Consider the following 15,342-nt stretch of genomic DNA (forward strand, 5'->3'; position numbering starts at 1 on the left):
TCGAACACGTGTTCGACTGTGTTGTGGAGTCAACCCCTTGCTGGCGTGGCAAGTCAAGCTCGAATGGATCGGCTTTCCGGCCGAAGTGGACTGTCGTGACCAGCGGTGAGCGCCCGATCACCGCCCTGGTTCATCCGCTGTGGACCGTCAGAATGGCAACGGCGGGCCATGAGTGCAGGTGTCAGCTGGAGGCCGCGGTCCTCCGGCTGTCGGCCTAGGTGCGCAGGTGTCCAGTGCCGTGGCAGGTGTGACACACCTGGCCGTCAGACCTCCTTCCGTGTTCGCAGTCGGGGCAGGGCCTCTGTGCGTCGTGTTTTCCCACGTCGGTGAGCATGCTGCGCACAAGATGATCACTGCATTCCCCAAACGATCATGTGTCATCCGGTTGAGACCTGGTGCGCTGAGCCGTATCCCGGCACGCTGGTTGGTCGTGCATTCGCTGGACTCGATCGAAACGCCGCTAGAGCAGGACCTCGGAAACGGACTCCTGCGCGTGAGCATCCCGACCTTCCGGCCGTACCCGGACTGGAGCTTCCGAGTCGACACGCAGTTCACCGCTCAAGGGATCGAGCTGGGCCCGGTACAGGCCCGCCGCCGCGACGGCGTCGAGCGAGCCTGCTCGAATCGCGTGCTGGAAGAGGTAGCGACATTCGTTCGCCGGTACCTCGGTGCCGGTGACCTGGACCCGGTCATCGCGACGGTCGCCGCGCTCGTGCTGCCTGACCCGAGGAACGCCAGCCCACACCAGCGCGCCGAGGCGGCGGCGTTGGTGTACGAGCTGGAGCTGGCGCGTTTCGAGCTGGCACGGCAAATGGGCAAGACCGTGCCAGGGGAAAAGCCCCGACCCCGTAGGGCCATCGCCAAGGCGTTCCATCTGCCGTTCGGCACGAGCTGGGAAACCGTGGATCGCGAATCCGTTGCGGTTGTCGACGAGGCCGACCCGAGCAACACCGTCGACCATTGGATTCACCTGGCGCGCACCCTTCTCCGCCCAGGCACGGATCAGCCCTACCTGCCCGCCCACAACCGCACGGCAGCCCGCGAACCGGCCGCTGGCACTGGGCCGGAGGCCGCGCCGGTGATCACCCTCTTCGCCTGGCGGTCCGAACCACGCGCACGCGGAGACGACGCCGCGCTGCCTGCGGGCACGATCGGGCCGGACGTGCTGCTGGAAGCTCAGTGGACCGATTTGCGGCGACACCTGGAAGACCGACCGACGCTGCCGGTCTTCCAGCCGCTGCTCGTGGTCTCGCCCGCCGAGCTGCCGCAGCGGATCATGCCGCTCCTGGGCCACTTGAGCTTCCAGTTCCCCGAGGCCGTTGTCCGGGCGGCGATCTCCCGCACGACCAACCCGCCGGAGGACTTCGACCCCACCACCTGATCTCAGCAAGTCGGGAAGCCGTGTGGTCCGTTGACCACGGGTCGAGGTGGCAGCTCCGGCCTCGAACGGGCAGCGTGACGTCTCGCGAATTCAGAAGCATCGCCAGGACAATCGGGCGTTCTGCGCGCTCTGGAGCGAAAGCGTCGAACCGGGGTGCACGGTGGTGGCGTAGTCGTTCCGGTCTCGTCGGCATGGTCGTCCAAGCACGCGGCGGAATGCTCGGGGTCCGACGCCTAATGGTGCGCGCTCGCCCGCGACTGGGTGATCAGCTTCCTAAGTTCCGCGGGCGGCATCCCCGCACTGACAACTCCGTCCAGCAGCGCGGCAAGCGGGTAGTCCGGGTATGCCTCGCGAGCGACGTCCAGGGCGATGGCCGCCAGGGCGCCATCGCCACGCAGGTAGGCGCAGAGCCCTAGCAGCGTTGCGGGGAACACCCGGACAGGAGCGGGGACTTCGCGCGTCATGTGCTGCCACAGCTGCTCGGCGGCCGCTGCATCCGGACCTACGGCCACGACCGTCGCCCGATCCCGGAATCGTGCGTTGGCGAGCAGCGCGGCGAGCCGCATCACGGCGTCATCATCGGGGAGCACTCCCTCCGCTACGGTGGTCAAGGCTCGTCGTAGCGACCGGTTTCCGTCTCGAATGGCGCGGCGAGGGTCGGCAGTCATGAGCCCGGTGAAGCGCTCAATTTCCTGCGCCAGCAACCTCTTTCGGCGCGTGAGCGCCGTCGCGGAGACCGTGCACTCCAGCGACCGTGCGAGGGCGGCACGACTCTCGTAGGTCACCCGTCCCTCGAACACCATGCGCGCGGCAAGGGGGCTGGCGCCGGGGTCTGCGATCGTCATGGGCGTCATCGGATCGCGGTAGAGCCGACAGGATGCGCCAGCCTCGGTCGAGGCTGCCCAGATTGTGTGTGTGACAACCGCACCTGTCCGGACGAACACCGCCGCCACGTCGTCGATGCCGCGGGCAAACGGAAGGAGCGTCCCGTTGCAAGTTCCACCTACGACGATGAGCGAAACCGCTGCGGGTTCACCAGGTGTGTCCGCGAGCTGCTCCGCCAGCTCCACGGCGTGGCGCTCGTGCGGGAGGTCGACCCTCATCGCGCCTCGATAGTCCAATGTCGTGCGGTCGAACATCAACACGACCAGCGAATCGGCCGGGTGGAAGCCCAGAAGGTGCGGCACTGCGGCGACGAGATCAGCGATTGAGTACAAATGAATCTTGGCATGAACCGACATGGTGGCACCTGATTTCCCTGCTGCGAAGGGAGGTTGATCCTTCTCCGTGATCTTGCGGGAGCTCGCGAGGTGTGACTCCTCGTCGCTCCGCAGTCGCCTCCAGCCACGCGTGGCGGTCTGCGAGGGCGACGGTAAGGCGCATCCGCTCGATGCGCTCGTCGTCTGACTGGTCCCGCGCGTGCCTCCCGCAGGGTGCGCACGGCGGTGTCCCAGGAGCGACGGTGCACTCCGTCTCGGTGAGCGGACGCGGGTTCTCCCAGTCGGTAACGGAGTCGGCTTGCACAGCGGCGATGAAGACGGTGCCGGTGTTTTCCCACAGGAGGTGACTCGACGTCGAGGTGAGGGTGAGCGGCGTACCCGGGAGAGGCACACGGCACGCGTACGGCAGATCGAGTGGGGGTGAGCTGGGCATGGTTCTTTCCTTCGTTGTCCTATAACGGAATCCGGGTGTGGACGTTGTGGGCGTGGCCCGCGCGACCCGCACGGCACCGGTCCGGAAGCGCCCAGCGACGTTGCGTCGATGGGAGTTCGTGAACATCCGGACGCGGTGCCGTGTCCTGTGGCAGCTGCGAATCGGTAAGGCGTCAGGGCGTAGTTCAGGACGCGCTTGGTGCCGTGCGGGCTGTGCGCTGGACGTCGTCAGTCCCGCGTGATGAACCGCGCGCGGTTGGCGAGCCGCTTGTCATCGAGGTCGGCGCGCTGTCCGGCGGCGAGTCCGTGGCTGAACCCAGATCCCACGATGCTGCTGTGACGCTTGGTGTTGCGCAGCCCGGGGAAGGCATCCTTGAACGCGATGTCGACGCGGTCCTCGCGGCTGCGCAACACCAGCGCGGTGCTTGTGGAGCCTGACGGGCACTGCTGGTCAGCTTGGGTAGAGGCAGTCTTCTCGGAAGCCAGCAGTCGCTTCAGGACGGCGGTGCGGAACCCGAGAAGCCACGATCTGCGGTAGACCGCTGTGCTGACGTGGCCTGCCGGTCGGACTCGGGTCATTTGGCTCGTCGACTGAAGCAGCAGAGAGGTATAGAGGAGTTCAACTCGATCGAGGTCAGTTTGGTAGCCGACGACGACAACGCGCACGATTGTTCGTCCGCGCGGGTACCGCACGGTTCGGCATCGCATTCCATGGGCGATGTAGGACAGCAGATCTGCCTTATCGTGGCTGTAGGGGTTGTCGATCGAGAGGGAAAGCTGCGTGATCTTGTCCGACACTCTCCCGGACTCAGCGAGCAGAGCCTGATCGATCCCGTATTGAGCAATCAGAAGTGACGCTTTCTCGTTGTACGATTCCCTCGCTTTCTGATCCAAGTGTTCGTCCTCGGCGTGTGCCAGGAGGGCGCGAATCCTGCGCAACATACGATCTTGATGTTGAGTCATTTCTGGTCACCTTCGCATAGGCTCGGATATGTCGAGCGTTTTAGTCAGACGTATCGAACTTTTCCCATAGCCACCCGTCGCGGCCAATGGCGTAACAGCCGTCTGCGTCCGGCTCGATGCGCTCAGGTCGGTAACCGTCCATTGCGATGTAGTCCGGGTGGAGGATCATCACGGACTCGTCCTCCCAGTACGCTCGGGCACCGTGAGAGGGGTCACGTCGGAAGGCGATATTGATCCAGGCGACAACGGCGTTGGCGACCGGGCGCCGAAAACGCGGGTACCAGCCGCCGCAGGGGCGTTCACCGTCTAGTAGCGCCGCAAAAATCGGGTCAGGAAAATCCGGGTCGTCCATGGTGATCGTGACGAGGTCTTCGTTTCCCTCTTGTACAACCCGTTGTGCATTGACATAGACCGCAGCCTCATCCGCCGGGTCCACGGCGGGAACAGAAAGAAACCACGGCCATGCTCCGGAACCGATAGCGAACCGTCCGTCAGAGTCAGCGCGGTATTCGAAGCTGACTTCGGCCGACTCGAACAACGCGAGAACATCGCCGTCGATGAAACCGGCACGAATCGCACGGTGCGCGCTAGCGTTTTTCGTGAATAGCCAGTCGATGACGGCTTGTGCGACCGGCCTCCTGAACCGGGGCCGCACCCATCCATTATCAGCGCGCTCATCGCGAACTAGAGCCGGAAACGCTGGGCTTCCCGGGAAAAGCTCGACATACAGCTCATCGTGCTCATTTGTCGCGCGGACAATATCAGGTTCATCATCGATTCGGATTTCGTCTCGGTAGTGCGCCTCTCCGTTAAGGTAAGCGCGGTCCAAATCGACACCGACGGTGTCCGCGAGATGACGGAGATCCCCCAAGAGATCACCGGTGATTGTCGCGAACTTCTCTTGATGTGTTCCGGTAACCACCGCGTAGGCGGCCAACGCGGTGGCGGCGAATCCGGCGCGGCGCGTATTGTCGTGGACAATATCCTCCAGTCCTGCCGATTCTCGAAATCGGCCGTCTCCGTCAAGTGCAGACGGATCGAGTTGATCGATAGATTCGGCTGTGACCGGTCGTGCCCGGCCGTCGTGAACGCTCACGTGTTCTCCTGGCTATCGAATTAGATGGCGCGGTATCCTGTCCTGGGGTAGAAATCGAGATGGGGAAGGTGGTTGCGGCAGAACGTCAACCATGATTTCTCGGCATTGGCCCTTGCGACCCTGCGTCCTTTGTCCAACGCGGTCAGTCCGCGTTGCTGCTGGGCATTCTCGTTCAGCCTTTGGCGTACGAGCCAGGTGACAGCTTGCACGTGGTGCGGCGAGAGTTCGCCGCACGTCGTTGCGGAAACGAGCGAAGCGGCTTCGATATAGAGGTTCGCTACGCGGTCATAAGAGCTGCAGCTGACCGTGCCGTCACGACGGCGATACCCTGAGAGAGGGGCTGACTCGAACTCATCTGAATGCAGCGCTCGCCCATGCGCTACTGAAAGCGCGTGTCGATCGATCACCACGCGCGGATCACGTCGATCCCTGTCGCCGCCGTACTCGATGAGGTGAGCGAATTCGCGCACCTTCGGCCCGGTCAAGATATCTTCGTACCGCTCACCGTGTAGCAATCGGTCAGCTGCGCTCTTTTGGGATAGGGTGGCAAAGACGCCTGAGGCTGGTCCGCCCATGCCGGTGCGTTCTCGGAGAACGCGGGCAGCGCAGTGAATATTGTCGGCCCAACCGTGCTGTGGAGAGTAAATCGCGATCATTCCCGCGCCCAGGTGTGCGTTCCCGTCAGCGATGGCAAGCGCGACGTGATGAGCGTGCGCGTACCACTGAACGCCCGACGCGCGCTCTGGAGGAGTCGCCTGGTCCCAATGCCAGAGAATATTATCGATGCTGATTGAGTGCTTCTGAAACCATGGGTGTTCACCAGTCCGGACCACAAGGGATCACCTCATTCGAAATGCTCGCATGTGGTCGAGCGACATTCTGATAGTCTTGGTAGCTCTCCTCTTGTGATGCAAAGATGCTCAGTTGGGCTTCGTCAAAGTTGCATTCGCAGTAACCCGATTCTTCATTGCAGGTCCAGCAACTTCCACACGCGCGGCACAGCTCGGAAATTGGATCTATTGTTCCGATCTCGAAACACCAGGCGCATGACAGTGGGGCACTGGGGCGGTTCGTGACATTCCCGACGTAATCAAGGTTTGAGTACCAGATACCTTCGTCCCAGTGCCCGGACTCTTCATTGATCACGTACGCACGGTTGCGATATCGCGGGTCGACCGTCAGAATCACAACCTTGTTGTATGGGGTAAGCCACTTGCGCAATCGGTTACGGCCTCGTTGGGAACTCAAGGCCCCGAAAGGTTGACCCGCTAGGAAGTCCTCCGCCGCAATACGGGTGTCTGAGCGGACATCACCCTTAGCTGGTTGCACCCTTTTTGGCAGGATGCCGTTATGTGCAAGAACGGTGCGTGAGTCTCCGCCAAGCGGGAAGGGATGGCAGTTGCTCTTGCTCAGGGAACCGTGCGTTCCCATGCGGCTGTGAAAGAGCGCGGGGCCGTGATGATGGCGCCGAAGACGAACGAAGTCCGCCACCACCCGTTCCGCGTTCATTCCGCGACGCACAAGAATACGAGACCCTGTGACAATTGCAAAGCCGTGGCCATCATCGTTGTAGAGCGTCCCATTCATGAGTGCGTCCGCGTTGGGTTCAACGTCCTGAGGGAAGAATGTCAAGAGGCACATAGCGCCTCCATTTCGCACATGAGAGGCGCGTATTCGGGACGCTGCGCCAACCAGGATGAGAACGAAGACCAGTCCCAGCCATCCCGTTGTGCAATATCGGCCACTGTCAGGTTTCGTGTGTACTCTACGGACGCGTCTGCAAGTCCCAGAGCGGCCTTTACTTCCTGCGGTTCCAAGGTGCTTGCGAAAATCCGAAGCTCGAACGTGGCATCATTCTGAGTGTTGATCGCGCTGTAGCGCGAGAAACCCTTAACGCCCTTGGCGTACTCTTTGACCTGGCTCCGATCATTCGGGCGCCATGAAGCCCACTGGTCAGACTCACGCCGCGCAACGCCGATTACCGAAGCGGCATTGCGGTACAGAAACTTCATCCACCTGAAGGCGTGACTCGGCGACTCGAAAGCCGTCCGGCTGATGTGCACGTGCATTCCAGCATCGTGCGTAGCCTCGCAGCTACTACGGGATAGCTCGGACAGCATTTCCCACGGAAAGTTCGCCATTGCCCACGCGTAGGACATGGGGTGCGTGACAATCTCGAAACCCTGATCGAGCGAGCAGTCTTCCTTGAGGTAGCCCAAATCGCCCAGCATCTCAACGGCGATTTCCGCCGAATCTTCGATGTGCCAGCGGCTGACGCTCGTTTCCAGCTCCAAACCGAGAAAAACCGGTCCAGCTCCGTGAAACTCCGGGCGCGGCTTGTAACAGTAGTCGTGAATCAGATCCGACGTTTCACTGTCGCATTCGTCGCACGGGTCGTATTCCCGGATGAGCCGTTCACACTCCGAGCAACGCCAGTAATCGTGCTCGGCGCATGACTCGCAGACGTCATCCCCGTCAGCCGTCGACGACAAGCTCTGACTGTACCTGTCGCAACGATCGCACTCAGTAAAATGCCGATCCGCGCAATCGTTGCACACAAGCCGATCATCATCAGTTTCGTACGTCGTCTCTGCGTATCGCGCGCACTCGTCACACTGAAAGTAGTAGTTATCGGCGCAATCCCAGCAGATCCGCGCATCCTCACTAGCGAGGACCGTTTCCCGAACAACACTTTCGCACCGGTCGCACGCCACATACAGGGTGCTCAAGCACGAATCGCACACCGAACGGCCCTCAGCGAGAGACGACAGGGTGAGCTGTGGACAGTCCTGGCACTGGTCTATAATCGAAGCGGGCATAACGGAGTCACCATCCGATATGTCAAGGGTCTCCGGCGGGACGGCAATCCCGCCGGAGACTCGCCGAATTTGAGAAAAAAGTTGAAAAGTGTCCGTTGTGTCTAGTGCGCAATGCAGGGAGCCATGCTCGTAAGGGTTTGGTGTGCTACGGACAGGCGAGAGCTACGCTCTCAAGCCAGAAATGCCCGATGTCGGCAACCGCCTGATACAACCCCGAACGCCCACGCAATGCGACGTGTGTCGGTGCTAGACCACCATAGAATTATCTTGGGGACACGCCAGTGATAGGCGTGCCGTTTATGCGCGCTACTCCGTTATGTGGCAAAGCTATACGTGGCGAGGCTGCAAGCGCAGTTACTGCACATACACCTTGTAGTGCATGCGTGTTTAGCTACGCGTCGTTCTTCGCTACTGCTCTGCACGGTGTCGCTGCTGACCGCGCGGCCCAAGCCGCTGCCCGCGCTATGCGGGACTTCCGTCACTGGGACGTGCCGGTTGGCTTATGTCCAGGGGCGCGATGCCTCCGGGCTAGCCAACTTCAGCGTGTCCTACTGACATGTCTAGTAGACACTCCGGTGGGACAGCCTGCAACACGGCCCGTCATACCGTTATCGTGCCGTTACCTTTGCGTGGTTGTGCCGCTCGCAGAGGTCATCTACCTGCGCATTCGATGTCTCTGGGGCGCTTGATCGGTGCCCAACGTGACGTGAGCTGCGCTCGCTGCTCATCGTCAAGCGCGGTACTCGGGGTGCCGGGTCGACGCGTGCCCGATCGCGACGGCTGGCCCCGACGTCGACCTCGGCGGCCGACGGAGCTGGAGCCTGCGGGGGCGGGCGCGTGGCGCGCGGGAAACCACCACCGACTTGGTGAGGATCAAGACAAAGGTGACCACTCTCAATAAATACAAAGGTGACCCACTGCCCGCTGACTGTTCACATGCCTGTCGGCCACTGAGTCGCGGTGTGCATCGGTAGCCCCGCAGTGGTTGCTGACCAGCGCATTGACGAGTTCGGGGGGCTACCGCTCTAATCGGTAGCTACATCGGACCGTCTAGCGGACCGTCTATACGAACGGCCATTGCGCAAGGCGTGATCGGTTGTCCTTCTGTGGCCGCGGTGTCGCATGTGCGGCCTCTCCGATAGAGGCGATCGCCTCGGCAGGAAGCCCTTCGCGAAGAATGCGAAACCCATCAAAGTGGGCATCATGGACTATTCTGGCAATTCTGGCGCGGGCAGTCCACTCTCGAATGTGGTCTGTGGTGAAGGGGATTCCGAGGTACGCGAATCCGACGCTGGGCGGCCACGTCGGATCTTGAACAAGCCCAGCATCATCGATACACCATGCGTGGGCGAGAACGATGCCTGCGGGACCGAGAGCGTAGCCTTCGACGTAGGTGAAGCCGTCGTGGAGTTCGCTCGCGGCGGTGGCGTTGGCGTTGGCGTTGGCGAAGCACAACCCTTCAGGGCCGCGGACAACAGCTGGGGACAACGGAGCCGGAGTTCCCCATCGGCCGTGCGTGAGCACGAGGTCCTCAATGGAGCAGAACCTCCAGCCGGCCGGACGGTATCCCTGCTGAAGGCTGGTAGCTGCGGTAAGCCAATCGATGATCTGCTGGCGCGCTGACCGAGCTTCCACGCGTGGTGCATTCACAACGTCATCATCCCGCGTGAGGTCGGGAGACGGTATCGGCATTCACGTGCAGATCAGCGTGCACCGGGGCCGTGCAGCGCACGGGACATGATCGTGTTCGTGATGGCTGCTACGTCGTCGCGCGTGGTGCCGCGCTGGAGCGCCGCCACGAAGTTGAGCGTGTCGGCACTCGGAGTCTGGCCGATGTCGTCGAGCGCTCGCGTGAGCAGCGCCAGGGTGCGGGGGATCGCGGACTGCTGGCCCAGGCGAGCTTGCGTGCGCACGATGTCGCGGTAGATGCCGTCGTTGTACGGGTCGAGGACGCGGGCGCGCTCCAGCCAGACCAGCGTGCCCTCCGGGTCGGTGTCGGCCTGCGCTCGGACCAGGATGTCGAGGGCGTCGAGTACGTCGCGACGAACGGACTCGCGGTACGGGTCCACCCACGGGGCGAGGACATCCTCGGCGACGTCGCCTCGATAGCACTGCTGGGCCTCGCCGAGTCTCATCAAGGTATCGGGAGTGCCGGTGCGCGCGCCCTTCATCGCTGCCTGGAGCTGCCAGAGGTCGACGGACACGACGGTGTCGTCCAGGCGGTATCGGCCGTCTTCGTTGCGCACCACGCTGGTGACCGCACCGGCGGTCGCATGGTCGATGGCGCGGCGGAGTACGGACATCGTGTTGTGGAAGGAGTTGTAGGGCCGGGGCGGTCGCGCATGGGGCCAGACGGCTTCGTTGAGTACGTCACGACGAACACCATGTGGATGCAGGGCAAGGTAGGCCAACACCTCCGCGTGCTTCGGCGTCAGCACACCGGCAAGCTCACGTTCTTCTTCTCCGCAAAGGAAAGTGAGCTGAATGCGCCCTAGAATTCGAACGCGGAGCGGCTTCTGCGGAGCTGGCCGGTTGCCATCGTATGGTGCTGGAGCGGGCGGGTCGAGAGGCTCAGCCGGAATGAGTTCGATGTCGCGGTCCTGCACGCTGCTGGAGGCATTGGCGGACTGGCCGTGTTCGGATGGACCTTCTGCTTCGCGGAGAACGCTGAGCAGCGCGACGGCATCGGCAGCAGGCAAGTGAAACAAGCGCGCGCCGGAGACGAGGCCGGTCCCGCTCGTGCTGGTCGTTCCGTCGCCCTGAACAACGACGGTCGCCTCGGGCAGCCATCCGCCGAGCAGAACGCCGGCGATACCGAAGCGTGCGCCGTTGGCGAGCAATGCTTGAAGGCGCCGTTGTGCGCGGGGTGTCGGGCTGGCGAGCAGCACCAGCGAGGCCGGATGGGATTCGGCGGTGTTTTGCTCGGCGGCTTGGCGCGTGCGCGTGATCAGGGCGGCTTCGATCTCAGCAAGGGCGTCGTCGAGAGATGCCACTACTCGGACGGCAGACGGTAGATCCGCGGCGTCGACGGTTCCGAGGACATGCTGCTGATCGAGTTCAGGCATGATCACGCGAAGCCCGCAGGGAGGCTGTTCCGCGAGCATGTGCAGCAGGAGGGCGCGGGCAGCGGCAAGCGCGCCAGGTCCGGTCAGTCCGAGGCCGGATGTCGAGGCGAGGTCCATTGCGAGGGCGCGCTCGTCGTGAACCCCGAGCCGCGCGAGGACGCGCTGCTGTTGGTCGTCCGGTTCGAGCGTGTGGGACGCGATGGTGTCGAGTCGCCCGGGGGCGTGGTCGGCGTACGCGGCTCGCAGGGCACGGACCACGGGCGCGCTCGGGCGCTGGAGGTCGGCGCGGTCGCCGCTGCCGATGCAGTAGCGCCGCCGGCGCCACATCCTGGCCGAGGCGACAGCCAGCGTGACGCCCGTGGCGAGCGCGACACTGACGAATGCGCCCGTCGGCAGCTCCAGTCCTGACGCGGTCGTTCTGTCGCGGTGCCTGTCTTCGCCTGACGACGTGTGAGGTGGCGCGGTGCTCGGCGACGAGCGCTGGCCGGGTGGAACAGTCGGCGGGCGGTCGTCGCGTGGCGGTGGAGCAGGTACGTGCGCGGTGATGGTCCAGCCGGGGTGGATCGTGTGCGGGTTGGTCAACCTTCGGCCGTCGGCCTGCTCGATGCCGTGGTTGAGGTGGTACAGCTCCTGCCAGCGATGGCCGTTTCCTGGGCCGTACACGCGCTCGGCGATGCGCCACAGGCTGTCGCGGTGCCCGCCGCGGGGAGCCCGGACTTGTTCGCTCACGCGGATCGTGCCGTCTTGCTGTGCTCCGTGCGCGGAGGGACCCGGGGTCTTCGGCGCGGAGACGGTCATCGGTGCGGTGCCCGCGAAGCCGCTCACCGCCACGGTGGCGGCGTCGGCGGCGCGGTTGCCGAGCAGCGCCACGATCATGGTTCCGACCAGTGCTGCGGAGATCCTGCGCAGGAGGCTGCGTGAGCGTCCTGGGGCATTGCCTCGCGCCACGTCGACGAGGCATCGCAGAAGGTCGAGGACGAAGACGAGCCACACGATCCAGCACAGCGTCGCCAGGATGTTGAGCAGAAACTGCGCGCTCATCGGGCTCAGCAGCACCGCCTCGACCTCACCCCAGGTCGGCAGGTGGTCGGGCAGCGGCCAGCCCACGAAACGCACAAGACCCCAAGGAATCCCGGCGACGAGTACGAGCAACATGCCCAGCGCCAGCACGCCCCGTAGCAACCGAGCCGCCGCGACGACGGCCGCCGGCGCCGGACACGGCCGTCGAGTGTCGCGGTGAACGCGACGCGGGTGTGCGGTCATGGCCTTCTCAATCTCTTGAAGCAAAAGCCTTCTGTGACCTGATCACGAGTTCGCGGGTAGCACATTGCTGGCAGGCACATCGTTGGCGGGTCCACTGACTCGCTCGTGCCCTTCGGGGCGTCGCGGCCCTGTCTCGTCTCTGTCGCCGAGTGGGGAGGAGGAGCCCGGGGTGTTCTTCTTGCGTCTGGCCCGCACGGGTTTCTGAGCTTCCAGCCATCTCGTCAAGTCGGCTGTGGGGATGCCGGTGATGGCCGCCAGTTCGCTGACCTCGATGTCGCCTCGGGCCGCCGCGAGGATGTTCCCGAGCTGGCTTTCGATGTCGCCGAATTGGCTGGCAAGGGCTGATCGCTGGTGGGCGAGGTCGGCTACCTGCTTCGCGGCGGTGGCTCGGCGGGCGCTGCGCGGCATGTCGATGTCGGCGACGCGCCGCTCGATCTCCTCGGGCGTGGTCACGATGAAGTCCTTTCGTCGTCGTGTGGCTGGGCGTTTCCTGTTCCGTGGACGGTGAGCTGGCTGATGCCGATCAGGCCGAGCAGGAGCGCGGTGTGGGTGGCGGCGACGGTCACGGTGACCGTGTTTCCGGTGACTGTGACCGAGCCGCGGGCGCCGATCGCGGCGAGGTGGCGGCGGGCGTCTGTGGCGGCCTTGGCGGGGTCGAGTTGCCGTGTGCCGTGGGCGCGGTAGACGGCGAGGTCGATCGCGCTGGCGCCGGCGCGGGCGGCGGATTCGGCGTGCGCGCTGGCTGTGATCTTGGCGGCCAGGGCGAGGCCGCCGTCGAGGGTGAGCCCGGCGAGGGCGAGCAAGCCCGTGGTGAGCACGAGGACGAACGCGCTCACCCCGCCGTCGTCGGCCTTCCACCAGAGACGTCGCCACCCCTGTCCACTGTGGACGCGATGTGTGGGGTGGCCGGGTCGCGGGAGGTCGCTCATGACGGGCTCCCCGTCGGTGTCGACGGGCCGGAGCGCCAGGTGTCGACGGGCTCGGTCACTGTGGCGGACAGGCGTTTCGTGCCGGGGACACCGAGCAGGAGCGCATCGCCTAGATCGACGGCGCACGTGATCGTCACGGTCACGGTGCCGCCGGGTCGCAGGCCGCCGGTGGCGATGTCCACGGTCAGCGATGTGCATGCCAGCCCGGCTGAGGACAACGCGTTCGCCGCGCTGGAGCGCGCGGCGGTCGTCGCCGCGACAGGGTGGCGTTGGATGCTGGCGGCGCGGGCGGCTTGGTGCGCGGCGTCTTCCAGGCGCAGGCGTGCCTCGACGCCGCGGTGGATGAGCACGCCCACGAACACCAGCAGCATCAGCAGAAACGGTGCGATCACAGTGATTTCCGCTGCCACGGACCCGGAGTCCGCGCGCCACCATGCCGCCCACCGGTCCCTCCCGCGTCGTGGCCGTCGGGCTCGCGAGTGCGACGGGGTCGTGGAGTTCGGCGTCGCCATGGCGTTCTCCTCACCCTCGGGCGGTCAGCTGTGCGATGCGTTCCACAGGTCCTGCTACGTCGGCGCGGACGGGCAGCGTCAGGAACGGCACCACCGCGATCGCGGTCCCGGTGATCCGGATCGTCGCCGTGGTGGCGGTGCGCTCGACGCTGACCCGCGCGCCCGTGAGCGGTCCACGAGCGAGTTGGTCAAGCAGTTGCCGGGCGCGGGCGGCACCGGCGGCGGTGGTGCCGTGGTGTGCCCGCGCGGCGGCGAGCCCCTGGGACGCGGCGGCTTGTGCGATGTGCGTGGCGTGGGACCACAGCGCGAACTGCACGATCACCAACAGCATCACCAGGATCAGCGGGGTGATGATCACCAGCTCGGCGCTGACCGCGCCCCGGTCGCCGTGCAGCACGGCGCGCATGCGCGCGCGCCACGACGGTGGGTTCTGGCGGGGTCGTGCTGGAGGCGTGTCCATGGCTAGAGGTTGATGCCGCGGGCTTTGGAGATGATCTTGGCGGTGATGATGGCGACGACGGCGATCGCGGCGACGACGAGCAGCGCGGTCACCAGGACCGTCTCGGTGGAGTACCCGGCGTCGGGGTCGCGGTGCACTACGTCCCATCGTGCGGCCACCGCGTCCCGCACGGTCGTCCAGTATGTTCGCAATGCGACCACCAGGTGTCGGCGTGTCATGGCTGTTCTCCTTACGCTCCAAGAGTTTCAGAGTCCGGTGAGGACTTGTGTGAGTGCGGGGTAGGCGATGAAGGCGAGGTAGCCCAGGAACAGTGCGACGACGGGCAGCGACATGCGTTCGGTGGCGCTCTGCGCATCCGTTTCAGCGTCGGTGATCTGGTGGGTGCGGAGCGCATGTGCTTTGGTGGCAAGGGACGCGCGGACTTTCGCGCCTTCGCTTCCGGCGAGACTGACCGAGGCCGAGAGGTCGACTAGGTCGGTGATGCCGAGGTGCTCGCCGAGCTGGCGCAGCGCGGTCCACGGCGGTGTACGGGTCAGCCGCGCGGTGTCCAGTGCGCGGCGGATCTGCTCGAAGGCCCACCCCCGGCCGATGGTCGCGGCGTCGGTGAGCGCGGACTCGATGCCAGCGCCACCGGCGAGGGTGATCCACACCAGATCCAGGTAGGCCGACAACGCGTGGCGGAACGCGGTGCGCGCTCGCCCCGCTGCCGAACGCACCTGCACGTCCGGGAGCAAGAATCCTGCGAACGCCAGGGCCAGCGCGGCGAGTGCCGACAGCTCGATCCCCACGGGAAGCCCGGTCAGAGTGAGCGCGACGTGCAGCACAAGCGGGCTGCACAGCCCGACGACCGCGTAAGTGATTTTCGCCGCCAGGTGGGTGGCGAGGGGGCGCTGGAGTACGGTCAGCTCCCGCGCGACGCGCTCGCCCGGCAGGCCAACGGCTTGCAACGCCATGACCACAGGGCGCGCGACCGTCGGACCGAGCCCGTCAGCGACCGGGGTCGGTGGCGGTGCGCTCGCGCGGGCCAGCAGCGAGCCGAGGGTCGGGCGGGGAGGGACCAGCCACACGGCCAACGCCCACAGGCCGAGCCCGAGCCCTGCCCCCAACGCGAGTGCGGTCGCCACGGCCATCACCCCTGTTGCTCGCTGGGTTCCGCGGTGAGGAACCGGGCGGGTTCGTCTATCCGCGCGATGCGCGCCAAC

At 64.9% G+C, this 15,342-nt stretch carries 14 protein-coding genes; 1 reads left to right on the forward strand and 13 read right to left on the reverse strand.

All coding sequences use genetic code 11. The annotated features are described in order from the left end of the window. Window positions 1-226: 226 nt before the first annotated feature. Window positions 227-1,381, forward strand: a complete 1,155-nt coding sequence (locus CCN37_RS33370) for a hypothetical protein (protein ID WP_210408317.1) — start codon at window positions 227-229, stop codon at window positions 1,379-1,381. Between the two features lie 233 nt (window positions 1,382-1,614). Here CCN37_RS33370 and CCN37_RS33375 read toward each other — a convergent pair whose 3' ends face one another. The 13 genes from CCN37_RS33375 to CCN37_RS33430 form a co-directional block, all read right to left on the reverse strand. Continuing rightward, a complete protein-coding gene (locus CCN37_RS33375) occupies window positions 1,615-2,622 on the reverse strand; it encodes a DUF4192 domain-containing protein (RefSeq protein WP_086828683.1) in 1,008 nt (335 codons plus the stop codon). Window positions 2,623-3,261: 639 nt separating this feature from the next. Beyond that, window positions 3,262-3,996, reverse strand: coding sequence for a DUF2786 domain-containing protein (locus CCN37_RS33380; protein ID WP_086828685.1), 735 nt, complete (start codon window positions 3,994-3,996; stop codon window positions 3,262-3,264). Window positions 3,997-4,036: 40 nt separating this feature from the next. After that, a complete protein-coding gene (locus tag CCN37_RS39335; RefSeq protein ID WP_143261926.1) occupies window positions 4,037-5,092 on the reverse strand; it encodes a hypothetical protein in 1,056 nt (351 codons plus the stop codon). 20 nt (window positions 5,093-5,112) lie between these two features. Continuing rightward, window positions 5,113-5,577, reverse strand: coding sequence for a hypothetical protein (locus CCN37_RS39340; RefSeq protein ID WP_143261927.1), 465 nt, complete (start codon window positions 5,575-5,577; stop codon window positions 5,113-5,115). A 331-nt stretch (window positions 5,578-5,908) separates the two neighbouring features. Next, entirely contained in the window at window positions 5,909-6,733 is an 825-nt protein-coding gene (locus CCN37_RS39345; protein ID WP_143261928.1) for a class II glutamine amidotransferase, read from the reverse strand. Next, the gene (locus CCN37_RS33395; protein WP_246843463.1) at window positions 6,721-7,584 is read right to left on the reverse strand and encodes a hypothetical protein; all 864 of its coding nucleotides are present in this window, start codon (window positions 7,582-7,584) and stop codon (window positions 6,721-6,723) included. Before CCN37_RS33395 ends, CCN37_RS39345 begins: the two co-directional genes overlap by 13 nt. 2,030 nt (window positions 7,585-9,614) lie before the next feature. After that, window positions 9,615-12,146, reverse strand: a complete 2,532-nt coding sequence (locus tag CCN37_RS33400) for a BTAD domain-containing putative transcriptional regulator (protein WP_168200985.1) — start codon at window positions 12,144-12,146, stop codon at window positions 9,615-9,617. A 135-nt stretch (window positions 12,147-12,281) separates the two neighbouring features. Next, window positions 12,282-12,692, reverse strand: a complete 411-nt coding sequence (locus CCN37_RS33405) for a hypothetical protein (protein ID WP_086828694.1) — start codon at window positions 12,690-12,692, stop codon at window positions 12,282-12,284. Further along, complete coding sequence (locus tag CCN37_RS33410) at window positions 12,689-13,168, reverse strand: hypothetical protein (protein WP_371505395.1); 480 nt, start codon at window positions 13,166-13,168, stop codon at window positions 12,689-12,691. Before CCN37_RS33410 ends, CCN37_RS33405 begins: the two co-directional genes overlap by 4 nt. Continuing rightward, on the reverse strand, window positions 13,165-13,680 hold the full coding sequence (locus tag CCN37_RS33415) for a TadE/TadG family type IV pilus assembly protein (RefSeq protein ID WP_143261929.1): 516 nt from the start codon (window positions 13,678-13,680) through the stop codon (window positions 13,165-13,167). The genes CCN37_RS33410 and CCN37_RS33415 overlap by 4 nt, the downstream gene beginning before the upstream one ends. Before the next feature lie 10 nt (window positions 13,681-13,690). After that, window positions 13,691-14,140, reverse strand: a complete 450-nt coding sequence (locus tag CCN37_RS33420) for a TadE family protein (protein ID WP_086828698.1) — start codon at window positions 14,138-14,140, stop codon at window positions 13,691-13,693. 2 nt (window positions 14,141-14,142) lie between these two features. Continuing rightward, complete coding sequence (locus tag CCN37_RS33425; RefSeq protein WP_086828700.1) at window positions 14,143-14,358, reverse strand: hypothetical protein; 216 nt, start codon at window positions 14,356-14,358, stop codon at window positions 14,143-14,145. A 27-nt stretch (window positions 14,359-14,385) separates the two neighbouring features. Next, window positions 14,386-15,264, reverse strand: a complete 879-nt coding sequence (locus tag CCN37_RS33430) for a type II secretion system F family protein (protein WP_086828706.1) — start codon at window positions 15,262-15,264, stop codon at window positions 14,386-14,388. Window positions 15,265-15,342: the final 78 nt, after the last annotated feature.

The sequence above is a fragment of the Allokutzneria sp. NRRL B-24872 genome, assembly GCF_002155965.1.
Classification (GTDB): domain Bacteria; phylum Actinomycetota; class Actinomycetes; order Mycobacteriales; family Pseudonocardiaceae; genus Allokutzneria.